The organism is Clostridioides sp. ES-S-0123-01 (assembly GCF_020658415.1).
In the GTDB taxonomy this organism is placed as follows: Bacteria; Bacillota; Clostridia; order Peptostreptococcales; family Peptostreptococcaceae; genus Clostridioides.
Map to the genome: position 1 here is coordinate 309,065 of NZ_JACVWD010000004.1, position 22,194 is coordinate 331,258.

The 22,194-nt window shown below is 25.8% G+C and carries 27 protein-coding genes and 1 riboswitch; of the genes, 13 read left to right on the forward strand and 14 right to left on the reverse strand.

Going from position 1 to position 22,194, the window contains the following annotated elements; all coding sequences use genetic code 11:
• Positions 1 to 41: 41 nt before the first annotated feature.
• The gene (locus IC175_RS11310) at positions 42 to 2,282 is read right to left on the reverse strand and encodes a type IA DNA topoisomerase (protein WP_227851520.1); all 2,241 of its coding nucleotides are present in this window, start codon (positions 2,280 to 2,282) and stop codon (positions 42 to 44) included.
• A 112-nt stretch (positions 2,283 to 2,394) separates the two neighbouring features.
• Here IC175_RS11310 and dut point away from each other — a divergent pair, with 112 nt between their 5' ends.
• Both dut and IC175_RS11320 read left to right on the forward strand, forming a co-directional pair.
• A complete protein-coding gene (dut, locus tag IC175_RS11315) occupies positions 2,395 to 2,826 on the forward strand; it encodes a dUTP diphosphatase (RefSeq protein WP_227432635.1) in 432 nt (143 codons plus the stop codon).
• Between the two features lie 260 nt (positions 2,827 to 3,086).
• Positions 3,087 to 4,277, forward strand: coding sequence for a C40 family peptidase (locus IC175_RS11320; RefSeq protein WP_227482824.1), 1,191 nt, complete (start codon positions 3,087 to 3,089; stop codon positions 4,275 to 4,277).
• A gap of 264 nt (positions 4,278 to 4,541) precedes the next feature.
• Here IC175_RS11320 and IC175_RS11325 read toward each other — a convergent pair whose 3' ends face one another.
• Genes IC175_RS11325 through IC175_RS11335 form a run of 3 tightly spaced genes read right to left on the reverse strand, consistent with a single transcriptional unit; the run spans position 4,542 to position 5,618 of the window.
• Positions 4,542 to 5,114 (reverse strand): manganese catalase family protein, encoded by a 573-nt coding sequence (locus tag IC175_RS11325; RefSeq protein WP_227432637.1) that lies wholly within the window; start codon positions 5,112 to 5,114, stop codon positions 4,542 to 4,544.
• Positions 5,115 to 5,142: 28 nt separating this feature from the next.
• Positions 5,143 to 5,409 (reverse strand): spore coat protein CotJB, encoded by a 267-nt coding sequence (locus IC175_RS11330; protein ID WP_021385274.1) that lies wholly within the window; start codon positions 5,407 to 5,409, stop codon positions 5,143 to 5,145.
• Positions 5,409 to 5,618: a spore coat associated protein CotJA gene (locus tag IC175_RS11335; protein WP_227432638.1), complete on the reverse strand. Its 210-nt coding sequence runs from the start codon at positions 5,616 to 5,618 to the stop codon at positions 5,409 to 5,411. Before IC175_RS11335 ends, IC175_RS11330 begins: the two co-directional genes overlap by 1 nt.
• Before the next feature lie 267 nt (positions 5,619 to 5,885).
• Here IC175_RS11335 and IC175_RS11340 point away from each other — a divergent pair, with 267 nt between their 5' ends.
• The 6 genes from IC175_RS11340 (at position 5,886) to IC175_RS11365 (ending at position 11,508) form a co-directional block, all read left to right on the forward strand.
• A complete protein-coding gene (locus IC175_RS11340; RefSeq protein ID WP_227432639.1) occupies positions 5,886 to 6,746 on the forward strand; it encodes a tRNA 2-thiocytidine biosynthesis TtcA family protein in 861 nt (286 codons plus the stop codon).
• Between the two features lie 37 nt (positions 6,747 to 6,783).
• Positions 6,784 to 7,821, forward strand: a complete 1,038-nt coding sequence (locus IC175_RS11345) for a 3'-5' exonuclease (RefSeq protein ID WP_227851521.1) — start codon at positions 6,784 to 6,786, stop codon at positions 7,819 to 7,821.
• Between the two features lie 373 nt (positions 7,822 to 8,194).
• Positions 8,195 to 8,701 carry a flavin reductase gene (locus IC175_RS11350; RefSeq protein ID WP_227824161.1) on the forward strand — a complete coding sequence of 169 codons (507 nt, stop codon included), beginning with the start codon at positions 8,195 to 8,197 and terminating at the stop codon, positions 8,699 to 8,701.
• Positions 8,702 to 9,033: 332 nt separating this feature from the next.
• Positions 9,034 to 9,705 carry an MORN repeat-containing protein gene (locus tag IC175_RS11355; protein ID WP_227835345.1) on the forward strand — a complete coding sequence of 224 codons (672 nt, stop codon included), beginning with the start codon at positions 9,034 to 9,036 and terminating at the stop codon, positions 9,703 to 9,705.
• A 158-nt stretch (positions 9,706 to 9,863) separates the two neighbouring features.
• Positions 9,864 to 10,370 carry a PolC-type DNA polymerase III gene (locus IC175_RS11360; RefSeq protein ID WP_227432643.1) on the forward strand — a complete coding sequence of 169 codons (507 nt, stop codon included), beginning with the start codon at positions 9,864 to 9,866 and terminating at the stop codon, positions 10,368 to 10,370.
• A 127-nt stretch (positions 10,371 to 10,497) separates the two neighbouring features.
• Entirely contained in the window at positions 10,498 to 11,508 is a 1,011-nt protein-coding gene (locus IC175_RS11365; RefSeq protein WP_227851522.1) for a biosynthetic peptidoglycan transglycosylase, read from the forward strand.
• A 104-nt stretch (positions 11,509 to 11,612) separates the two neighbouring features.
• Here IC175_RS11365 and IC175_RS19665 read toward each other — a convergent pair whose 3' ends face one another.
• Positions 11,613 to 11,879, reverse strand: a complete 267-nt coding sequence (locus tag IC175_RS19665) for a tyrosine-type recombinase/integrase (RefSeq protein ID WP_413927245.1) — start codon at positions 11,877 to 11,879, stop codon at positions 11,613 to 11,615.
• Positions 11,852 to 12,388, reverse strand: a complete 537-nt coding sequence (locus tag IC175_RS11370; RefSeq protein WP_413927246.1) for an N-terminal phage integrase SAM-like domain-containing protein — start codon at positions 12,386 to 12,388, stop codon at positions 11,852 to 11,854. Before IC175_RS11370 ends, IC175_RS19665 begins: the two co-directional genes overlap by 28 nt.
• Before the next feature lie 222 nt (positions 12,389 to 12,610).
• Here IC175_RS11370 and IC175_RS11375 point away from each other — a divergent pair, with 222 nt between their 5' ends.
• A complete protein-coding gene (locus IC175_RS11375) occupies positions 12,611 to 13,984 on the forward strand; it encodes a cell wall-binding repeat-containing protein (RefSeq protein ID WP_227851523.1) in 1,374 nt (457 codons plus the stop codon).
• A 775-nt stretch (positions 13,985 to 14,759) separates the two neighbouring features.
• A complete protein-coding gene (locus IC175_RS11380) occupies positions 14,760 to 15,155 on the forward strand; it encodes a hypothetical protein (RefSeq protein WP_227851524.1) in 396 nt (131 codons plus the stop codon).
• Between the two features lie 112 nt (positions 15,156 to 15,267).
• Here IC175_RS11380 and IC175_RS19670 read toward each other — a convergent pair whose 3' ends face one another.
• The 7 genes from IC175_RS19670 to IC175_RS11410 all read right to left on the reverse strand — a co-directional run bounded on the left by IC175_RS19670 (position 15,268) and on the right by IC175_RS11410 (position 18,657).
• The gene (locus IC175_RS19670) at positions 15,268 to 15,501 is read right to left on the reverse strand and encodes an IS3 family transposase (protein WP_255613168.1); all 234 of its coding nucleotides are present in this window, start codon (positions 15,499 to 15,501) and stop codon (positions 15,268 to 15,270) included.
• Positions 15,502 to 15,537: 36 nt separating this feature from the next.
• Entirely contained in the window at positions 15,538 to 15,813 is a 276-nt protein-coding gene (locus IC175_RS19675) for a DDE-type integrase/transposase/recombinase (protein WP_413927247.1), read from the reverse strand.
• On the reverse strand, positions 15,810 to 16,109 hold the full coding sequence (locus tag IC175_RS19680) for an IS3 family transposase (RefSeq protein ID WP_413927248.1): 300 nt from the start codon (positions 16,107 to 16,109) through the stop codon (positions 15,810 to 15,812). Before IC175_RS19680 ends, IC175_RS19675 begins: the two co-directional genes overlap by 4 nt.
• Positions 16,110 to 16,173: 64 nt before the next feature.
• Positions 16,174 to 16,458 (reverse strand): helix-turn-helix domain-containing protein, encoded by a 285-nt coding sequence (locus IC175_RS11395; protein WP_227851526.1) that lies wholly within the window; start codon positions 16,456 to 16,458, stop codon positions 16,174 to 16,176.
• 90 nt (positions 16,459 to 16,548) lie between these two features.
• Complete coding sequence (locus IC175_RS11400; protein WP_227824155.1) at positions 16,549 to 16,692, reverse strand: cyclic lactone autoinducer peptide; 144 nt, start codon at positions 16,690 to 16,692, stop codon at positions 16,549 to 16,551.
• Positions 16,693 to 16,704: 12 nt separating this feature from the next.
• Positions 16,705 to 17,292: an accessory gene regulator ArgB-like protein gene (locus IC175_RS11405; RefSeq protein WP_227824154.1), complete on the reverse strand. Its 588-nt coding sequence runs from the start codon at positions 17,290 to 17,292 to the stop codon at positions 16,705 to 16,707.
• Between the two features lie 42 nt (positions 17,293 to 17,334).
• Positions 17,335 to 18,657: a sensor histidine kinase gene (locus IC175_RS11410; RefSeq protein WP_227851527.1), complete on the reverse strand. Its 1,323-nt coding sequence runs from the start codon at positions 18,655 to 18,657 to the stop codon at positions 17,335 to 17,337.
• A gap of 440 nt (positions 18,658 to 19,097) precedes the next feature.
• On the opposite strand from IC175_RS11410, the gene IC175_RS11415 reads away from it, so the two are divergent.
• The gene (locus IC175_RS11415) at positions 19,098 to 19,319 is read left to right on the forward strand and encodes a hypothetical protein (RefSeq protein ID WP_227851528.1); all 222 of its coding nucleotides are present in this window, start codon (positions 19,098 to 19,100) and stop codon (positions 19,317 to 19,319) included.
• A 418-nt stretch (positions 19,320 to 19,737) separates the two neighbouring features.
• Here the strand turns inward: IC175_RS11415 and IC175_RS11420 are convergent, their stop codons facing one another.
• Entirely contained in the window at positions 19,738 to 19,914 is a 177-nt protein-coding gene (locus IC175_RS11420; RefSeq protein WP_227824151.1) for a hypothetical protein, read from the reverse strand.
• 48 nt (positions 19,915 to 19,962) lie between these two features.
• Positions 19,963 to 20,059: riboswitch (cyclic di-GMP riboswitch) on the reverse strand.
• A 715-nt stretch (positions 20,060 to 20,774) separates the two neighbouring features.
• Between IC175_RS11420 and IC175_RS11425 the strand changes: the two genes are divergently transcribed.
• Entirely contained in the window at positions 20,775 to 21,149 is a 375-nt protein-coding gene (locus tag IC175_RS11425) for a BlaI/MecI/CopY family transcriptional regulator (protein ID WP_255612849.1), read from the forward strand.
• Positions 21,142 to 22,185, forward strand: a complete 1,044-nt coding sequence (locus IC175_RS11430) for a M56 family metallopeptidase (RefSeq protein ID WP_227851529.1) — start codon at positions 21,142 to 21,144, stop codon at positions 22,183 to 22,185. The genes IC175_RS11425 and IC175_RS11430 overlap by 8 nt, the downstream gene beginning before the upstream one ends.
• Positions 22,186 to 22,194: the final 9 nt, after the last annotated feature.

Below are 22,194 nucleotides of genomic sequence, written 5' to 3' on the forward strand. Positions count from 1 at the left end.
TAATATTATACTACTGCTATTTCTGCTTTTATGAATATTATTTAATTCTCAAATTCTATTTTCCAGTTGAAGTAGCCAGTATCTGGATTTTTATTATATTTTAATGTAGCATCAAACTTGTTTCCATTTTTAGAAGTTAAAGATTTTACTTTTGTCTCACCTTTTTTTAAAATATTTTTGACCATAGTTTTATTAACTTTCTTTTTGTAGAGGCTTAAGTATTTGTCATTTTTCCAAATAACGAACTTACACTCTTTATGATTTTTACAAGCAAATCCTTTATCAAACTCAAGAACATCACCTTGACAAATAGGACATTTACCAAGAGACGTATTTTCATTATTGGTTTTATTTTCTTTTTTGATATCTGTATCTTTTGATACAGCAATTTCCTTTTCAGAATCAGTTAAACTTTTTTTGGAACTATTTTTTGAATCCTTTGCTTTTACCTTAGTAAATTTTTTAGTTTTTGAATCAAAAGTATAAGCCTCTGTATTTATATTTTTTGAAGCATCCTGTTTTATAATATTAACATTTTGATATATAAAACTAATAATATGAGTAAGATATTCTTTTCTAGTGTATTTACCTTTTTGAATATCACTTAAACTTTTTTCAAGTTTACCAGTGTAATCTACATCAAATAAGTCCTTAACAGGAAAAATTTCAACTAAATTTTTTCCAAGGTCTGTTATAAAGTAAGATTTGCCTTTTTTCTTTACATAGCCCACTTGACTTATTTTTTTTAGTACATCAGCACGTGTGGCTGATGTTCCTATTGAATACCCTGAAAGTACAGTTGTGTCTTCTTCAGGTACATTTTTACCACAATTTTTCATAGCTTTTAAAAGTGTATCTTCAGTATATGATTTAGGTGGTGTTGTTTGTTTGGTTAATGGCTTTATCTCTAAGACATCAACAATATCATCCTTGTTTACAAATGGAAGTAAATCGTTTTTTTCTTCCTTATTATACACCTCAAGGTATCCCTTTGATTTAAGTACTTTTCCTTTTGTTAAAAAAGTGCAATCATCTACTTTAGTCTTAATTTCTGTATTCTCATATTCAGCAGGAGGCATAAAATTTGCTACAAATCTATCTTTTATAGCATCATAAACCAATTGTTCATCTTTAGATAAATTTTTTGGTATTATGTAAGTAGGAATTATAGCACTATGTGAATCTACTTTGGATGAATCAAAGACCCTTTTTGTTTTGGAGAATTTAATTTTATTTTCATATTCAAGACCGACTTTTAATTTTTCTAAAGTTTGAGAAGCCTTTGAAGTTAAACTTTCTTCTAAAAAAATAGAATCGGTTCTTGGATAAGTTATATACCCACCTTTACCATTACCCTCATAAAGAGATTGACATACATTTAAAACTTTATCAGAGGTAAAATTAGAGTACTTAGAAGTTATATATCCTTGAAGTGATGTTAAACTAAAAAGTTTTGGTGCATACTCTTTTGACATAGTAACTTTTTTATCTAGTATTTTACCAGTTTGAGATGTAATTGAAGCTATGACTTTATTTGCATCTTCAAGTGTGTCAAATTTACTTTCTTTACCTTTAATATATTTACCTTTATATTCACCATTTTCAGCTTTAAAATGACCTTCTACTTCATAATAAGTTTTGGGAACAAAATTCAGTATTTCCATATCCCTATCATAGACTAATTTGACTGTTGGAAGAATTACTCTACCTATATTTAATAATTTCCCATTTCCATATTTTAATGTAGCAACGGAAGTGAAGTTTATTCCAATTAACCAATCAGTAATAAGTCTTGTATATCCAGCAGCTTGAAGATTTCTCATTTCATCTTCATCTTTTAAGTTTTTTATACCTCTCGTAATGTCTTCTGGAGTCCATTCATTTACCAAAATTCTTTTTACTGGTTTCTTATTTTTTGCAAGTAAAAATATTAAAAATGCTATAAGTTCTCCCTCTCTGTCATTATCAGTGGCATTTATTACATATTCCACATCTTTTCTGTTTAAAAGTTTTTTTACAGTATTGAATTGTTTGGTTTTAGAACTATCAATTTTGAATTTAAACTTATTTTCAGGCACAAATGGAAAGTTATTCATTTTCCAAGAGCCAGAATACTTATCTTTATCATAATCTTTCATATCATATAATGATACTAAGTGTCCAACTGCATAAGTAATTATATAGTCATTTCCTTCAAAGTAACCATCTTGTCTAGTCTTTGCACCTAAAAACGATGCTATAGTTTTTGCAACAGATGGTTTCTCAGCAAGTACAAGTTTCATAAAAAATCCTCCTTTAAAACACTAATAATTATATTACCATAAAAAAATAAAAAACTTCAAGAGGCTGAAATTTAAGTTATAATATTTATAGGAAATTGAAAGGAGATATAAAATGTACAATTTAAAAGTAAAAAAATTAAATGACGACGCTATAATACCTAATTTTGCTCACAAAGGTGATGCTGGTATGGATTTGTATTCTATAGAGGAGGTTGTAATACCTTCTGGAGAGACTAAACTTATTAAAACTGGAATATGTATAGAACTTCCTGTTATGACAGAAGCGCAAGTAAGACCTAGAAGTGGACTTGCTTTAAAACATTCAATTACTGTGTTAAATACACCAGGAACTATTGATGAGGGATATAGAGGAGAGCTTAAAATCATATTAATAAATCATGGAAAAAATGATTTTAAAGTTGAAAAACATATGAAGATTGCTCAAATGGTAGTAAAACCTATATATGAGATTAATATAGAAGAAGTTAAAGAATTAAGTGATTCCGAAAGAGGAAAAGGTGGATTTGGTTCAACAGGGTTATAAAAGTTACAAAAAAGTTAAAAAATATAAAATTGTTTAATAAGATATAGTTTGGCTATATAACTGAGTTTTAACCTCTCTATGATTAAAAAATATTTATGGTAATTTATGGTATAGAATTATTACTATAGACAAATAGTTACAAATTTGTAATAATATTAATATAAAAGAAATAATTGATATTTAAAAATAGTGTCAATTATTTCTTTTATGTTAGAAATAAAAAATAAATCTACTAGAAAAGAGGAGATGAGTGGAAAGTTATGAATTTTAATCAAAAGAGAGTAGCAGCCAGTATAATGGCCACAGCGATAATAATGCCTACAATGGGGAATTTAGCATATGCTAATGAGTCTGAAATAGAAAGTTCAACTGTAGAAAGTAGAACAATAACAGGGAATGCAGTAAATTTTAGAAAAGGACCAGGTACAAATAATGCATCTATAGGAAAGTTCTACAAAGGTGATAAAGTTGAGTACATAGGAAAAGATGGTTCTTGGGTAAAAGTTAAATATAATGGGAATACAGGTTATGTGCATGAAAAATATTTATCAATAAATAGCCTAGGAAATAGTAATGAAAGTAATGATGCTTCAGTAAAATCAACAAAAGTTGTTACAGCAAAGGGATTAAATTTTAGAACAGGTCCAAGTACAGGAAGTTCTAAAATATCTACTTTGGGATATGGTACTGAAGTTGGATACATATCTGAGTCAAATGGATGGTCAAAAATAAGTTCTAATGGTAGAGTCGGTTATGTTTCAAGTAAATACTTAGGAACTAACTTAAGTGATTCTGCAAATGGAAATGATGGAAGCAGTTCAAGTGATATTGTAAAGGATACAAAAGTTGTAACAGCAAAATCATTAAACCTTAGAACAGGACCAGGAACAGGACACTCTAAAGTGGCTACATTAAGTTATGGTACTGAAGTTGGAAGTATCTCAGAAGATGGTGGATGGACAAAAGTAAATCATGATGACCAAACAGGATATGTATCAAGTCAATATCTTGCAGAAAAAGGTTCTGTTGATACTTCAACTCCATCCGATTCAACTAATTCTCCAAGTCAGGGAGCTGATAGTGTAATAGGCTTTGCAAAGACACTACTTGGAAAACCATATGTATGGGGAGCAGAAGGTCCAAATAGTTTTGACTGTTCTGGATTCACACAATATGTTATGAAAAAATCTGCTGGAGTTAGTATACCAAGAGTATCTAGAGACCAAAGTAAGTATGGAGCATATGTAAATAGAGGAGACCTTAGAAGCGGAGATTTAATATTCTTTGATACACAAGGTTCAAATAATGGCTCTGTAAGTCATGTTGGAATATATATGGGAAATGGAGAGATGATACACGCATCTTCAGGTTCATCAAAAAAGGTAACAATATCTAATATAAATAGTAGTTACTATTCAAGTAGATATGTAAATGCAAGAAGAGTTTTATAATCATTTAAACTTAATGATAAAACTTTATAAATAGATATTTCTTTATTGCTTATAAAATAAAAGCAGGTATGGTGTCAATAGTATTGTAGATTACTATCTATTATTACTGTTGATTTAGTACCTGCTTTTTGTTGTTTATTTATTCTATCTGCGTATAGAAAATGGACAGTTCTTTATAGTTTTTTATATTTTTAAGCTAATTTAAGCGAAAAAGTAAGTTAGTAAATTAGTAAATAATTGTAGTTTTATATATAAAGAAGAATTTTAGAATATTTTTTGACATTCCTCTAATTCATAAGCATCCATTAAAGCTTCACCAAATCTTTGATAGTGAATTATTTCTCTTTGACCTAAGAATTTTAGTACGTTTATAACATCAACATCATCTGTTAAGTTTATAAGTTGATAATATGTTGCAAGTGCTTTTTGTTCAGCAGCCATATCTTCATGTAAATCAGTTACAGGATTTGACATAACTGCGATAGGTCTTACATCAAATGGAACCCCATTTGAATCTGTTGGATAAATTCCATATCCATTTTGTGCATAGTTTGAGCCAAGACCAGCAGCTTTTAATTCTTCTGGGCTTACATCAGAAGTTAACTGATAAACCATAGTACATATAAGCTCAACGTGAGCTAGTTCTTCTGTACCAATATCTGTTAAAAGTGCACGCATATTACCAGTAGGCATTGTATATCTTTGACTTAAATATCTTAAAGATGCAGCAAGCTCTCCATTTGGTCCTCCAAATTGAGTTATAAGAAACTTAGCCATTCTTGGGTCACAAGTTTTTATATTAACTGGGTGTTGTAAAGTTTTTTGATATATCCACATGAATTTTCAATCCTCCAATACTTGATGTCTAATAATTAAATTCTCTGTCCCAAGGCCAAGGTTGCTCAGCCCATTGCCAAGGGCATCTACTTGGAGCATACCCAAAGTTAGTTAAAGGACCATATTTATTTTCGTAAGCGTATCTAGCCTGTGCAAATTGGTTACATAATGAATTGTAAGTGTTGATAGCATTTTTATCATCAGGATGAGTGTCTAAATATAAGTTCATATCAACACATGCAAAAGATGTTTCCTGAATTTTTCTCATAAGTTCAGCTCTAGATGAATCTTTCATTATCTTCTACCTCCTCTTAATTTTTTTGGCTTAGCATATAATTCTTTGTTGTACATTTCAGATTCTAATAAATTTAGTTCTGGAAATATAGTTCCAAATTTTAATGCATCAGAAAGGCAGTACATTTCTGTGAAAATTTGATTATTAATATATGGTCTAGCCAAAGATGAACCACAATTTTTTTTAATATCTCTAGTTTTATTTTCCAAGATGAAAACCTCCTTGTTGTAAATAGATAGGTAAGTCTATCTAGTGTATAATATTCATACATTTAAAAATCGTTACTCATAATAAAATATTAAATGAGAAAAATAAAAAAGATAATAAAAGAAAGGCTTTATTTATGTTATTATAAGTTTATGTGTTATTGTAAACTATAAAGTATTTATTAAAATTAAAGTAAAACTATAGTATTTTATAGAAGTAGGTAGACTTTTTTGTAAAATATTATTAACATAAATATACGAGGTGATTAAATGAGTGAGCTATCAGGAAAAGGCTGTGAAATTATAGTTCCTTTTGAGGAAAGACTTTCACTAAGGGATATAGAAAAAAGTATTATAAAAAAATATAGAAAACATTTATGGTCTAAGTTTATAAAGGCAATAAGAGATTATAAACTAGTTGAAGAAGGGGATAAAATAGCTGTAGCAATATCTGGAGGAAAAGATAGTATTCTTATGGCTAAAATGTTTCAAGAATTAAAGAGACATGGACAAGTTAATTTTGATGTTGAATTTATTGCTATGGACCCTGGATATCATGCAAATATAAGGCAATTACTTATAGATAATTGTGAGTATTTAAATATTCCAATACATTTATTTGATTCAAGAATATTTGAAATAGCTGATGAAATTGCAAAAGATTATCCATGTTATATGTGTGCAAGAATGAGAAGAGGAGCATTATATTCAAAAGCAGAAGAATTGGGGTGTAATAAACTTGCATTAGGTCATCATTATGATGATGTAATAGAAACAACTATGCTTAATTTGTTGTGTGCAGGAAATTTTAAAACTATGCTTCCTAAGCTTAATTCCACTAATTTTGAAGGAATAAAAATTATAAGACCACTTTACTATATAAGAGAAGAACACATTATAAGATTTATCCAAAATAGTGGTATATGGCCTTTAAATTGTGCGTGCATGGTTGCTGCTAAAAAAACTGGAAATAAAAGATATGAAATAAAAGATTTAATAAAAAGTTTAGAGCCAAATTTTAAAAATGTAGAAAAATCCATATTTAAAGCAGCAGAAAACGTAAATCTTGATTCGGTACTAGGGTGGCAAAAAGATGGGGAGAAACATTCTTTCTTAGAAAATTATGAATAAAAGTAATTAAAAGAATCACTATAAACAATTGGAAAGGGTGTTTATATTGAAGAGAGTATATATAGATTTTGAGATGAATATGCCAAATTCTAAATCAAAGAGAGATATATTAAATTCAGATATAATTGCAATTGGAGCAGTTATGTATGATGAAAAGACAAAAAATATTGATAAGTTTAAATCTTTAATAAAGCCAGTAAGTAATGCCCAGTTGTATCCTCATATACAAGAGTTGACTCATATATCTTCAGAAGAATTAAAGTATGCACCAAGCTATGAAGAGGTCATGAGAAAGTTTAAAAAGTGGTTAGGCATATTTTCTGAGGTTGAAGGAATATATACTTTTGGTAATTTAGATTTAACATGTTTCAATAACACTGATATGAGAAGTTCTAAAAAAAACAATCATCCAAGGTTCGTAAACAACATTAGAGAGTTATTTGTGGATATAAAAGAGAAATATATAGAGTGTGGTATAAAATGTATGAACTATATATCACTAAAAAATTTACTTGAATTTGCTAACTTAGAGTTTAGTGGAGATGCACATGACCCATTAAATGATGCATATAATTTATTTATTTTGGATGAGGCAATTACAAATAATGTAGATATACAAAATCTTTTAATAATGCTAGATATAATAAGACCTCCATTTAATAACATAAATCCAGATTTAAATGATTGTTTTGATAAATTTAAAGAATCACTTTATAAAAAAGAAGGAAATTATGATATTGTAGATTTTTCTATTGAGATAATAAAAACTGTGAGAATGTACTTATTGACAATTATAAATATAAACATACAAAACATAGAAGTTATAAAAGATATAGATAAAAAATTGGATACTATAGATAAATTAAAGAATATAGAAGATGGATATTTTTATTTATTAGAAGATGTGTATTTTGATATAAAAGATTTATTAGAAGATTTAATGCTTTATAGAGTACATGAAGATGAATACAAAAACGAAATAGAAAATATAATAAAGATGTTTGATGAAGATTTAGATAGTGAGAAAATATATATTGATAAGAATAATAACTTAAATGTTATTAATAAAGTATAAAAAGTTACAATTAATAGAACAAAATTTGGTGATTATGATAGTTTTTGAACAAAACTAGATTTAAATGGAACTAAACTACTATAAAAATATATAAAATAGTAATAAGTGTAGAAAGTATATATGCTTTCTACATTTTTAATATTATAGTATTCTAAATTTAATAAATGTATTATATATTTTATAATTAATATATTTTATTGACATTTTATGATTAAAAAATATAAAAACTACTTCTTGCGAAAGTAATTGATTTGTTGTATTATAATTTACATGAATATGGAAAATAATCTTGAAAGCTGTATTATAAAAGTGCATATATTTAAATTTTTAACAAATGACTTATTTATTAAAAGATGAAGGGTAGGATGATGTTATGGGATTTAAAGAAGTAAAAATTGAAGAACTACAGTTTAATCCATTCACTAAAATTGGTAAAGAGTGGTTACTTATAACAGCAGGAAACTCAGATAAATTTAACACAATGACTGCAAGCTGGGGTGGTGTTGGAGTGTATTGGAGTAAAAATGTTGTAACAACTTACATAAGACCACAGAGATATACAAAAGAGTTTGTAGATAATAATGACACATTTACAATTGCATTTTTTGATGAAAAATACAGAGAAGCTTTAAATATTTGTGGTACTATTTCTGGTAGAGATACAAATAAAGTAGAAAAAGCAGGACTTACACCATATTTTATAGATGATACAGTAGCCTTTGAAGAAGCTAATATGATTATGGTTTGTAAAAAATTATATCATGATACAATGCCACCAGAAAACTTTGATGCTAAAGAAAATGATGAAAAGTGGTATCCAAAGAAAGATTATCATACTATGTATATATCAGAAGTTGTAAAAGTTCTTATAAAAGAATAGATAAAATAAATTAAAAAATATTTTTAATAGTAAATAGGTATTTTCTTTTAATTACTATTAAATAGATATTTTTTTATTAAAAGATGAACTCTGTTTTCTGGGGTTCATCTTTTTTATTTCTTTGTATAAAAATATTTATATGAAGTATTCAAGGATATTTCATACGTATCTATTAATTATCTGTGTTTATTGTACTTAGTTTATTTTAAGAGAGATTCTTTTAAAATGAGATTTACTTAATATATAGTCTTAAAAGTATAAATGCCAACTAATAAAAATATATATTATATTAGGTATTTTAAATAAATTTTTATAGTAAAAGGGTGATTTTTATGGAAAATATAACTAGTTATTTTAGAACAATAGTATGTGTGTTTATATGTTTATCATCTGCATTTATATTTATTCAATTAGCTAGAGTTTTTATTAATAAGAAAAAAACTAGTATAAAAAATAAGTCAAAAAAAGGTTTTCGTTATGATAGAGATTTAATTGAGACAAGGAGAGAAAAAACATATACACAAGATAGAAATAGCGATAAAAATAAGAATATTGATAAGAAATTAAAGGGAGAAAAAGTATTCAAATATGATAATGGAGACTTATATAAAGGTGAGTTTATTGATGGGAAGAAAAATGGATTTGGAACATATATTTTTTCAAGTAAGGAAAGGTATGAAGGGTTATGGAAAGATGATAAGATGCATGGAATAGGTAAATATACTTATAAAGATGGTTCAATATATACAGGGGAATTTAAAGATGGTTTTAAAAATGGTCTAGGAAAATTAACTTATCCAAATAATGATATATATAAAGGTTATTTCTTAGATAATAAGAAAAATGGCAAAGGTGTATTATATAAAAGTGATGGAAATAAGCAGGCAGGAATATGGGAAAATGATGAACAATGTAAAAGTTTAGATTTTAAAGAATTAAGCAATAAAAAATTAAATAATAATGTTTATCAAAATAGATTAAATGATAATAAGATAAAAATTTAATTATTATAGTAAAATAATCTTTATTTATAATGGAATATCTGCTGTATATTTAGTAAAATTTGTAAAAATTTCATATATCATATAAAATTAAGTATTGATTAGTATATTGCATAAATATAGAATATAAATATATCCATTTGATAATAAGGAGAAGAGATATGAGAGAATATGTAGTTGTAGATTTAGAAACTACAGGATTAGATCCATATAAAGGTTGTGAAATAATAGAGATAGGTGTAACAGAAATAAAAAATGACGAAATTGTAAAAAACTATTCAAGGTTAATAAAACCTAAGGGTATAATTTCTTCATTTATAACAGAATTGACACACATAAGTAATGAAATGGTAGAAAAAGAGGAGTCTTTAGAGTTGGTTTTACCTAGATTTAGAAAATACATAGGTGATAGAACTATAATTGCACATAATGCAAAATTTGATTTAAAGTTTTTAAATTACTATCTTAGAAAGTTGGATTTAGAGCCAATAAATAATTATATATGTACACTAGAATTATTAAAAAAATGTAAAAGTTATAAAGGAAAAAATAAGAAGCTTGAAACAGCTTGTGCTTATTACAATATAGAGAATATAAATGCTCATAGAGCTGATAGTGACACTTTAGCAACTGCAAAGCTATTTTTAAAAATAAAAGATGAATATTAATCGCAAATATAGAGAAAATTAGTGAAAATATCCTTTATAAAATTGACCCTTAAACTTACAATTTTGTTCTTTGATTTATTTTGTGGAACAATGTATAATGTACCTTATATAAAGAAGGGAGACTAAAATGGGTTATTACAATGATGATGATAATAATAAAATAAGACGTAAAAAAGTTAGTAATAATAAAGATAGTAATAAAAAATCTAAACATTCTTATACTTCAACAAGTAAAAAAAATAAAAATTCTCAGACAGCCTCTAGTAAAAGAATGAGTGAAAAGGTAGATTCACAAAATATTATAAAAAGAGATAGTTTTACAAGAGATAATGTAAGACCTTTAAATACAGATTATAGTCAGAGAGATAGACGAAGAGTTGAGTACAAGCAAAGAGATAGAAAATTAAAAAGCAAAAAAAGAAGAAAGCAAAAGAGAATTAAAATAGCTAGAGCATTATTATCTGTTATGTTAGTGGCACTTATTATATTTTCAGTGGCAGGTGCAATTTTTACAGTTTCAGCTATAAAAGGTTCACCTGAAGTCACTAAAAAATTAATTAAGTCTAAATATATAAGTAGTGAGGTTGTCAGTATAAAACAAATGCCAAAGGACTTAAAACAGGCTATAGTTTCAATAGAAGATGAGAGATTTTATAAGCATAAAGGAGTAGATGTTATTTCCTTAGTTAGGTCAGTACTTAATAATGTGTTTACAGACACAACACAAGGTGGAAGTACTATAGACATGCAAGTTTCAAAAAATCTGCTTACAAGTGATGATAAAACTATGAAGAGAAAAATAAGGGATATGTATAATGCAAAGCAGATGAATAAGATTATGAGTAAAGATGAAATCCTTGAAGCGTATCTAAATAATATGTACCTAGGAAAAAATGCATATGGAGCTGCAAAAGGAGCTGAAGTGTATTTTGGTAAAAAAGTTGGAGAGTTAAACCTAGCTGAGTGTGCTATGCTTGCGGGTATGACCAATAATCCTGCGAGGTATATTGACCATGGAGAGGCTAAGAAGAGACAGTTGACTGTGTTGTATAAAATGCATGAACTTGGTTATATAACTGATAAAGAATACAGAATAGCAAAAGCTGATGACACTCCATTTAAGTCAGAAATTGATTAAAAATATAAAGAATGTAGCGTTTTCAAGGTCTTGAATAACTAAAAATGTAACAAAATAGGTGATTTGCCACCCATTTGCCACCATAATTACAATCTGGTGGCAAATTACTTTATAATTCCTTCAAAAATATTCACTGTTTCAGTCTTCATTTTATCAGTTACATGAGAATAAGTGTTCATAGTAGTGGCAATTTTATTATGACCTAGTCTTTTTTGTATATCTTTTATATTTGCTCCTGCTTCAAGAAGCATAGTGGCATGGGTATGTCTTAAGCTATGAAAATTAAAATCTATTCCTAATTCTCTATTTATAGTTCGTGACATGTTTTTTAAGTTATGTAATGTTATTTGAGAACCATTTTTTTGGTACAAACCCAATCTGAATCAAAGTACCTAGGAATTTTGACATAAAGCATAGGATTTTCCTTTATAAATCTGTATGGATGGACAGCCATCTTAAAAGAATTATTTAAAACACCCTTGATTACTCTTATAGTGCCACTAGAATAATTTTCTTTAGATTTATCGTTCAAAAATTTTTGAATAATCATGGGTGTTATAAGTTTTAATCGGTACTTTCCTAAATTTGGTTTTATATGATTTTCTATTGCACGTTTATAATTATTTTGAGTCTGAAATTTACAATTAAGCATTACATATTCTTTGTACCAAAAATCTAAAAAATCGGATACGCTAATATTATTCTCGTCAAAAACATTTCCACAATCTTCATATTCATTTAAAGCTATTCTAAGAGCTGGCTGAGCCTCTTTTTTAGTATCTCCACCTACACGCTCTATTTTCTTTCTTTTTCCTTCTACAATGGCTAATTTAAAGTAACAATACCATTTCTTACCACGTTTTCTTACGCCACCTTTCATAAAGTTTTTCCTCTCAAAATTAAATAATATGGTTAAAGTAAAATACTTCAATTATATTATAATAATTATATATATTATAAAGAATAAGATTATAAGAAAATAATTTATTCTAATGTTATTTAATGTCGTTAATTGAGTAGAAATAGTTTGTACTTTCGACAACATATAATATATGTTTGTTATACAATTTGATTGAGAGACATGAAAAAAGGGGGAGATATTTTGAAATCAAAGAAATTATTATCATTAGGGTTAGCTATGTCAATGTTTGTTGCTGGTTGTCCTGTATCTGCAAATGCACTTGATAAAATTGATAAAATTCAAGGAGCAGATAAATATGAAACTGCTGGGATTATTGCAGATAAACAAAGTTATACTACTGCAATACTTGTAAATGCAGATAGTACTATGGCTGATGGTCTAAGTGCAAGTGGACTTGCAGGAGCTACAAATGCGCCAATTCTTTTAACTAAAAAGAATAACATACCAAATGCAACTCTTAAGAGAGTAGAGAAAGCTAACAAGGTGTATATAATTGGTGGAGAAAGTTCTATTGATAAGGCAACAGAAACCTTTCTAAAAGATAAAGGAATAGAGACTAAAAGACTTCAAGGAAGCAATAGGATTAAGACAAGTTACAATGTAGCAAAAGAAATAAATTCTATTGATAAAGTAAGTGAGGTAATATTAACTAATGCTTTCAAAGGTGAACCAGATGCTATGAGTATTGCTTCTGTGGCTGTTAGAGATAAAGCACCCATAGTATTGACTGATGGGAAAAGTGTACCATTTAATACTACTGGAATAGAAAGTTATGCGATAGGTGGTACTTCATCAATGAGTGATAACTTAGTAAATGATACTAATTCAACTAGATTGGGTGGAGTAGATAGATATGATACTAATAAGAAGATAGTAAATAAGTTCTATAATGGGACAAAAGAATTTTACATAGCAAGTGGAACCGATTTAGTGTATGCGCTTGTTGGTTCTACAATAGCTCAAAATACTCCAATAGCGTTAGTTGATATTGGAAGTAATAAAGATATGCTTAAAAACGCTACAAAAGTAACAGGGATAGGAAATCTAAGTGATAAAATTATGTTAGAGTGTGAAAATACAATTAATAACATTAGCCTTCCAGCCTCAAATAAGAATATAATATGTGGATTAAAGATTGATTTTGATTCGAATCATATAATTTGGAAAGATAAAGGAAGCTATCTTGAATGTTACGATGAAAACCTTGAATATTATACTGAAGAATATAAAGACCCAACTGTTCCTATAAATGTAGAAAATACAAGTACACAAAATTTAGATATAACAAAATTAAAGGTTTATGGAGAAGCTAATTCAACATTATATATGGAGCAATATGCTAAAATAAAAATGGATTTTAATAGTTTTAGTGTATTAAAACCAGGAGAAAAATGTACTATTTATTTAGATATAATTTCATTAGACCCATCAAGAAGTATGTCATTGACATTTTCTTATGTAGGTGATAAAGAAAACTATAAATATGAACAAGGATTGGCAAGTAGAATATTATTTTATAACCAAGATGGAGAAGATTATTTTGAATATAAATAACTATTTGGTATACAAATTAATAGATGTTGAGGATGTCAATATTATTTGTGCCATCATAGAAGAGGACTTTTTATAATGGCGTAGATGGAATAAATTAACTTGTTACAATTTAATTCAAGAATTCAAACAAAAAGATTGTTCGCACAAGTTCTTTTTGTTTGAATATATTTAATCTAATTTATTATGTAATTCTTGTATTTAATAGAACTTCTTTTATGGTACAATAAATATATAGAGATTTTGCAGTGTTCGTTTTTTTTGATGGTTTGTTCGCAGTCGTTGAATTTACTGTACTGTATAGGTTTTTTGTGAAGTGTCAAAAAACACTATTACTCGCTCACTGCAATTTTAAAAGGATTATGTGACTTAAAGTTTTGAAAGTGCTCAATCTATTTTGGGGTTTTATATTAACTATGTGGTATGTAAATTTGTATTTATTGTTATAAAAATACGACAATCATCCTGCGTTTTATATTAACTAAGTAGATAGCATAGTAGTTTAAACTACTATGTTTCCTACAATTAAAATTTAAAAATAAATTATTAATAATGTTAAAAAATTTGTTTTCTATGAGTAATTTAATCAGCGAACTAAAATTCTGATTATAGAAACTATGATATAATAAATATATAAATGTGCAGTGACTGATATTTTGAAAATAAATACTGTAAGGATTGTAAATACTAAGTTATAAGTAATATTTTTTGAATTTATTTTGAGCTTTTACATTAACTAAGTGAAATGTAAATAAGATAATAATAGGAGTGGTTTTCAATGCTGATAAATTATCTTGATAGAGGTTATTTTAAACAAATATATATTATAAGTATTCTTGTAATAATATTTTCAATAATATGTGCATTCAAAGTAACTTTTCTATTCTTATTTCTTGCAGGTTTTTATATTGAACAAACATATAAGTTTTTAATAAAGTATAAAAATAAGCTTTATATTTCAATTACAGATGATGATATTTTGATTGATGATAAATATATTTTTAGAGGTAAAAATACTAAAAATCATATCAAATTTAAAGATATAGTAAGTGTAAATAAACAAGATAATATTATCGAAATTTTTACGAATGAAAACTCTTATTGTGTATATTTGAAAGCTTTAAGCATTGAGAGCGAAAAATATCTAATAAATATATTAAAGTCATTTTGTTGATTTAATGTATTCTAAAAAAATAATATTAATATGCTTTATATTAACTAAGTGGATAGAAGAGTAGTTGAACTGAACCCTACTTAGTAGACAGTTTTTAATAAGATAGTTATTTTTAAGCAGCACGCTTATATTCTATAGGTGTGTTGCTATTTAATTTAGATTGTAATCTATCATAGTTATACCAACGTATATAGCTATGAACAGCAGTTTCTAGATCATCTCTTGAAGTATACGAATTTAAGTAGATCTCTTCACTTTTAAGATGACCAAAGAAATTTTCCATATAGGCATTATCATAACAATTTCCTCTTCTAGACATACTTTGAGTAATATTATTTATTTTCAAGATATTTTTATAATCCCAGCAAGTGTAGTGAAACCCTTAATCACTATGAATTAATAGTGACTTCTTATCTGAATCAGAAAGGTTATTTATAGCCTTAGTAACTGTATCTAGTATAAATTTAACATCTAAAGTAGAACTCATTTCATATGAAATGAGTTCATTATTGTATAAATCTTTTATAGCAGATAGATAAATTCTCTGAAGAGATTTTCCATAGTACAAATATGTTATATCTGTGACCCATTTTGTATTAGGTTTATCACACTTAAATTCTCTATTTAATATATTAGGTTCTACTTTATCAAATATTATATTTTTTGGCTAGAGTATTTAAATCTTTTTCTACGAATTAAAGATTTTATATCTAAAGACTTCATCAATCTAATAATTTTTTTATGATTTACTTTTATTTTATAATTCTTAAAAAGCGTAGCTTTAATACGCCTATATCCATATACTTTTTTAGATTTATTATATATATCAATAATCTTTTGTTTTAAATCATAATCCCTATCGGGAGATTTTTGTTTCAACATCCATTTATAATATCCACTTCTAGAGACGTCTATAATTGAACATAAAAAACTTACTGTATAATTACTTCTCATGCTATGTATAATACGATATTTATCTACTGTGTGTATCACAACCTTTCTAAATTTAACAACTTTTTTAAATATTCATTTTCTGCTTTAAGTTTAAGTATTTCATCATCTTTGAAAGTTCTTTAGTTCTAGGTCTTCCTTTTGAAGATCCTTTACAAGATCCTCGCTGTTCTTCAAGAGCGTCTATTCCAAGTTCTCTATATTTCTTACACCATTTAATTATCATTTGCTCATGAATTTTAAATTCTTCAGCTAATCTTCTATATGACACGCCATCCTCTATGTGTCCTTTAACTGCTAATAATTTATATTCAACACTATATGTTTTTCTTACATTACATTTTTTAATCAAAAAAATCACCCCATTTAGTAGAATTTTACAGTATCTTGTTTACTGTGTCTACTAAATAGGGTGCTGTTCAAGATAGCTGCTACCTTCTTTTTAGTGATTTTTAGAATTTTTTAGTTTTTCTGGTGTTTTTGGTTGATATACATGCCACAGAGAAGTTGTGTTTGCAGATAAAAATGCTACAAACATAGCTAATACACCACATACTTTCATAAAATGATATAGAATTTTTTTCATGTTAACATCTCCTTATATTATTTTTTTATTTATAACGATTTGAATAATTAGCAATAAATTTATCCAAAATAAAGCTAAAAAAGTGTATACAACATAATTGTAAATAGATAAGTATCTGCATCCTAGAAGAATAGTCAAGAATAAAGTTATAGATATAATTCTTGACATTAACTTATTTTTTTTATATTTTATTTCATTCAGTGGATTGTTAGCATGGCATACTGGAGCAAAAATAAAAATGCCTATAAAGTTAAAACTAGACAATATCACTAAAAATAATGGAATAGGATTAGAATTGTTTAAAATTATTCCCAAAACCATAGAGATAAAAAAAATACTATTGAAAATTAGGATACAGTTTTTATTGCTATTTGCATGATAGCCACCTGAAAATTGTCTTATTATGCAAAAAGATATTAAGAATACTATAGAATAAATCAATTTACCTAATACCAAACCTATCATTAATGAAGCTAAAGTATTTATTATAGAAGATAGTAAAATCTCTAACCCATATGAACAGATTTCTAAATCATCTTTTTCTATTACTTGATTTAAAACAAACAAAAAAGCTATTTTATCAGCACAAGATTTTATCATTTAACTTTCTCCTTAAATAATTTTATTAATAAATTATGGATATCAACTATTCTCATATGCAATATTTGAATCTTTTTGTGATTTTCCAATTGGTATCATCATATTTAAATAAAATAAATTTTCAGAGAAATTTATAGAAATTGCACCACCATATTTTTCTAAAGAATTTTTTATACTTTTTATTCCTAATCCATGAAATTCTTTATCTTCTTTTGTAGTTAAAAAAGTATTCTTTTTCAATAAAATATCATTTGATTTTGTATTAGTAATTTTTATTACAAAGAATCTATTTACTATCATTCCCTGCAATTTGATTTTTTTATCACCATTTTTAATCTTTTCACAAGCTTCGATTGCGTTATCTAATGCATTTGCAAATATAGAACATATATCTTCTTCTTTAATAAAATTACAATCACTAAAGTTTATATTAATTCTAAAATCAATTCCTTTTTCTATACAAAGTTCTTTTTTTTCTGATAATATAATGTTTAAAGTAATATTTCCTGTATCAAATACAGTACTATATTCATCAAGCTTTTTTTCTATGTTATTTATGTAATTACTAGTATCAATATTCTTTTTATTCATTTCCTTAATACAAATAAGATGATTTTTCATATCATGGTTTAGTTCTTTTGTTTTAATGTAATATTTTTTTATATTACTATAATATTTATTTTCAGCATTTATTTTTTCCTGTAGTTTAGTTAATTCAATATAATTTTTATTACTTTTTAATATTTTAACTAGGCTAGAAATCAATGCTATATTAGAAAATGTTAATAATAGTACCATAATTAAGATATCTAATCTGGTAGTAGAAGAAATATCTAGAAGTTTTAAGATATATTTATAAAATATAAAAAATGATATCATATTTGCTACTATTGGTATGCACATATAAATTTCTCTTTTAGTCACTTGCAAATCGTTAGATATGAATTTATAAATGTACAATAGAGCAATAAGAACTATATTTCCTAAAACTATAGTTTCATATCTATAAAAATTATCATTTAATAAAATATTCATAGAACTCAAATTATTTATTGAAACTATCACTATCATACTTAATGCATTTATGCACACCAATATTGCCCAGTAAGAAAACAAAACTATTAAACATTTGGATATATTAACCTCATAATTTAATTTATAAAAAATAAACATTACAAAAATGCATATTAATATTCTATTATCAGCACCAACATTAGTATAGAAAGTAGAAATAATAATAAAGGTTGAAATTAAAAAATATAAATTTATTAAACTAGTTTTTACTTTACTTGTGTAATCAAACACTTTTTTGCACACCCAAATTTCTATAACAGAAGAAATAATTGTTATAAACATATCTAACATAATAAAACTCTCCATAACTTAAGTAATTTTGAATAAATTTCATTTAACAATACGAAAATGATTTGAAATTTTATAATAATTATATCATAAAATAAATTATCATTGGATAAAGTCGCTAAATATTATATATATATGTGATTATTAATCTAAATGAGTAAAACTATAATACATATTGTAATACTAAAACGAACAAAAATTATCATACTAAAACATAAGACAAGTTATAATTGTATTAGATATATACATTAACATACACTAAAAGTATTATTTTTATATGAGTGCTTTTAGTGTATATTTTTTTACTTTGTCGAATGATTTTTGTCGTATGAATATATTATGAATAAGACTTTATGATAAAATAAGTTTAGAGAAGTGTTTTTATATTAAAAATTAATGTTTTAAATATTTAGAATTTATAAAAAATTCAGGGGATAAAGCTGATGTTGTTAAAAGAAGAAATTGAGTTGAATTTAGAGCCAAGTGATTTAATAAATTCTAAACCACATAAATCTGAATATTCAGATTTATGTGGTTTAGATGCGAATTTTATAAAGGAAGAGTTATTGAAAGCTAAAAATATAGAATATAACAAAAGTTTGATTTGTCACCATATTGCTACTATAAGTTGTAATTTGGTGGCAAATTATTTTATATATTCTTGAAAATATTTATAGTTTTATATTCTACAGTCAATCTATTAATAAGAAATTAGTTGGAGAAATGAGGAAATTTTTATTTAGAGTGTTATTTTAACAGCTAGATTTATATACATTTATTTTTTCTTAAGAAATATATATTATTTCTCAAAAAGTAAAAAGTCACTCTTAGTGAAAGAGCGATTTTTAGCTTGATATAAAAATTGAGTGTTATAAAAAAAATAACTTACTATGATTGGTTATGAAACTTCACTCTAGAGCAATAGATTGTAGTTTCTTTTTTTGTTTTTGATGTTATTTTACATCTTCATTATATCGAATTTTATAAAAAATAAATATATTTGAATTAAATTTGTATCATTTATTGTAAGACTATTTAAAAGTAGATAAAACTAAAAAGGATTTTCTAGAAAATAAAATCTATCTAATTGTACTTATTTATTAAGAACATCACTTGGTATAAATATGATTCTACTACATTTTCTCCGTACTCTAGCATAAAATCATCTAACTGTGTATCTATAAAATTACAATAATCATGTGAACTACTAATATAAGCAGCTAATACATGTGTACATGTATCTATTTTCTCCATAAACATTTTACATCCCCCTAAAAAACTTTCATAAAAACAAAAAGAAAATATCTTTTTGGCAACTGGCTGACATAACTCATAAGATACTTTATAAGTCTTAGTCCCTATAGCTTTGCGTCACTAAATTTCTCTAGTTTTGCCGATTTAGTTTTATTCTACACCTATATAATACTAGAATATAATCCATTATTCAATATTATTATGAGAAAATAAAAAATATTTTAAATTGTGAAATAAATTTTGCTCAAAAAAATAAAATGAATGGATAAATTATATGGAAATACTTCTATATGGTTGTGTGTTAAAAAGTGCCTATTATTAATTTAGGCTAGAAAAAGCTTTAGGAAATGATAGGATATGAAAAAAGAAGAATTTTAAAAAGCTTATATGGTAAAAATTGGATGAAAAGGTTTGCTTTAATTCTCTTGCATATAAGACTCTATTGAGATAGAATTTATTTATGCATAAATTGACTTACACTATAGTGTGGTAATAAAACAAAGAAAGTATTTTAGCTTTGAAACAAAAGCTTTTTAAAAAATATACATAAAAATTTAATATCAAAAGTGATTTAAAGATTAGTCTAGTTTATTTCCCAAAAAAGTATTATAATGTTCTTTATGTGTAAAAAAGAATATTCATAATTAGATACTACTCAAGATAAAAAATATTAATATATTGTCGTTATTAATAATATAATAAAAATTTAATGAATTATATTATTAAATCTAACTTATAATATTTTAAAAAAGATTAGAAAATTAACATAAAATGTAAAAATTCACAATTTTTTCATAAAGTATTTGACTAAAAAATTCTCTTGTTGTAGAATTATGTTAGAAAGAGTTTTGGGGGAGGTGTAAATCATGATAAAAAAAATACCACAAGCAGAACTGAAAGTAATGAAATTTATTTGGAGAGTAGATGCTACAGTGACATCAAAAGATGTTATTGAAGCAATGGAGCAAGAATATGGATGGAAACAAACTACAACACTGACACTTTTATCAAGACTAGTAAAAAAAGAATTCTTATATGCTCAAAAAATAGATAGATATACACATTACACAATAGTGGTTAAGCAACAGGAATACTTAAACTTTGAGACAAAGGATTTCCTAAGTAATATACATAATGATTCTTTGGTAAGTTTAATTTCAGCTTTACATGAGGATGAAGCTATAGATAAAAATAAGCTGGATTTTCTAGAAAATTACTTTGATAATTTAAAGGATGAATAGTTATATGATACAAGTTTTTGAAAATCTTATACAGACAACTATTATATGTAGTCTTGGTATTTGTCTATTATTATTTTTGAAAAGATATTTATTTAAGAATTTTAGTAAAAAGTTCAATTATTATATTTGGTTAGTAATAGTCTTTAGAATGTTGCTTTTTCTTTTTAATTATACAATAGTGTATGAAGTAAAAGAATCAAAAAGTAATAATGTAGTAGGAAATAATATTACAGAAATCACTGTTCCTACAGATAATAATTTTATGTTGTATTTAGCTTATTTATGGATATTTGTAGCTATAGTTATTGCAGTGTATACTTTTGTAAAGTATACAAAATTTAAAAATCTTGTTGTCGATGTATCTTATGATATAGAAGATGATGATGTTAACTGTATGTATAAGGATTTACTGAAAGAATTAAAAATAAGAAAGAAAATTGAATTAAGAGGTTCCGATGAACTGATAAGTCCAGCAGGTATGGGATTGTTCAAATCGTACATATTTTTACCAGATTATCCTTATAGTAAGGATGAGTTAAATTGGATTTTAAGACATGAATTGATGCACTTTAAAAACAAAGATCTTTTAATAAAGTTTGCAGTATTATTTGTGAAAATAATATATTGGTTTAATCCACTTGTTTATATCATGAGTAATAGAGTAAATATCGATTGTGAACTGTGTTGTGATGAAAGTGTCTTGAATGATTGTTCTTTAAAAGATAAGAAAGAATATGCATTAGCACTTATAAAGTCAATTAAGTTAAGTAAAAATTATCAAAGTGGGATTTTGACAACAGAGTTTAGTAAGACAAACTTAGAAAAGAGGCTTGAAAGTATTGTGCATAAAAAATTTAAAAGTGGTGTTTTAATAGCAATAACTTTATGTTTATTATCATCAATTACATATTTAAATTTTGAAGCTATTTATATGAGTGCTATAAATAGTTCAATTGGAAAATTTGATGTTATTAAGGATACAAGTAAAAATAAACCAACTTACCAAAATGATATTGAAATAAACACAAATGATTGATGTAAAAAT

What these genes read in the sequence shown, in the direction of transcription:
- IC175_RS11400 (WP_227824155.1), bottom strand. Translation starts at nt 16,692, where the DNA reads ATGAAAAAAATTCTATATCATTTTATGAAAGTATGTGGTGTATTAGCT.
- IC175_RS11360 (WP_227432643.1), top strand. Translation starts at nt 9,864, where the DNA reads ATGAGAGAATATGTAGTTGTAGATTTAGAAACTACAGGATTAGATCCA.
- IC175_RS11325 (WP_227432637.1), bottom strand. Translation starts at nt 5,114, where the DNA reads ATGTGGATATATCAAAAAACTTTACAACACCCAGTTAATATAAAAACT.
- IC175_RS11320 (WP_227482824.1), top strand. Translation starts at nt 3,087, where the DNA reads ATGAATTTTAATCAAAAGAGAGTAGCAGCCAGTATAATGGCCACAGCG.
- IC175_RS11310 (WP_227851520.1), bottom strand. Translation starts at nt 2,282, where the DNA reads ATGAAACTTGTACTTGCTGAGAAACCATCTGTTGCAAAAACTATAGCA.
- IC175_RS11420 (WP_227824151.1), bottom strand. Translation starts at nt 19,914, where the DNA reads ATGTTTATGGAGAAAATAGATACATGTACACATGTATTAGCTGCTTAT.
- IC175_RS11410 (WP_227851527.1), bottom strand. Translation starts at nt 18,657, where the DNA reads ATGTTAGATATGTTTATAACAATTATTTCTTCTGTTATAGAAATTTGG.
- IC175_RS11425 (WP_255612849.1), top strand. Translation starts at nt 20,775, where the DNA reads ATGATAAAAAAAATACCACAAGCAGAACTGAAAGTAATGAAATTTATT.
- IC175_RS11340 (WP_227432639.1), top strand. Translation starts at nt 5,886, where the DNA reads ATGAGTGAGCTATCAGGAAAAGGCTGTGAAATTATAGTTCCTTTTGAG.
- IC175_RS11430 (WP_227851529.1), top strand. Translation starts at nt 21,142, where the DNA reads ATGAATAGTTATATGATACAAGTTTTTGAAAATCTTATACAGACAACT.
- IC175_RS11370 (WP_413927246.1), bottom strand. Translation starts at nt 12,388, where the DNA reads ATGAAAGGTGGCGTAAGAAAACGTGGTAAGAAATGGTATTGTTACTTT.
- IC175_RS11330 (WP_021385274.1), bottom strand. Translation starts at nt 5,409, where the DNA reads ATGAAAGATTCATCTAGAGCTGAACTTATGAGAAAAATTCAGGAAACA.
- IC175_RS11415 (WP_227851528.1), top strand. Translation starts at nt 19,098, where the DNA reads ATGTTGTTAAAAGAAGAAATTGAGTTGAATTTAGAGCCAAGTGATTTA.
- IC175_RS11365 (WP_227851522.1), top strand. Translation starts at nt 10,498, where the DNA reads ATGGGTTATTACAATGATGATGATAATAATAAAATAAGACGTAAAAAA.
- IC175_RS19680 (WP_413927248.1), bottom strand. Translation starts at nt 16,109, where the DNA reads ATGAGAAGTAATTATACAGTAAGTTTTTTATGTTCAATTATAGACGTC.
- dut (WP_227432635.1), top strand. Translation starts at nt 2,395, where the DNA reads ATGTACAATTTAAAAGTAAAAAAATTAAATGACGACGCTATAATACCT.
- IC175_RS11380 (WP_227851524.1), top strand. Translation starts at nt 14,760, where the DNA reads ATGCTGATAAATTATCTTGATAGAGGTTATTTTAAACAAATATATATT.
- IC175_RS11405 (WP_227824154.1), bottom strand. Translation starts at nt 17,292, where the DNA reads ATGATAAAATCTTGTGCTGATAAAATAGCTTTTTTGTTTGTTTTAAAT.
- IC175_RS11355 (WP_227835345.1), top strand. Translation starts at nt 9,034, where the DNA reads ATGGAAAATATAACTAGTTATTTTAGAACAATAGTATGTGTGTTTATA.
- IC175_RS11350 (WP_227824161.1), top strand. Translation starts at nt 8,195, where the DNA reads ATGGGATTTAAAGAAGTAAAAATTGAAGAACTACAGTTTAATCCATTC.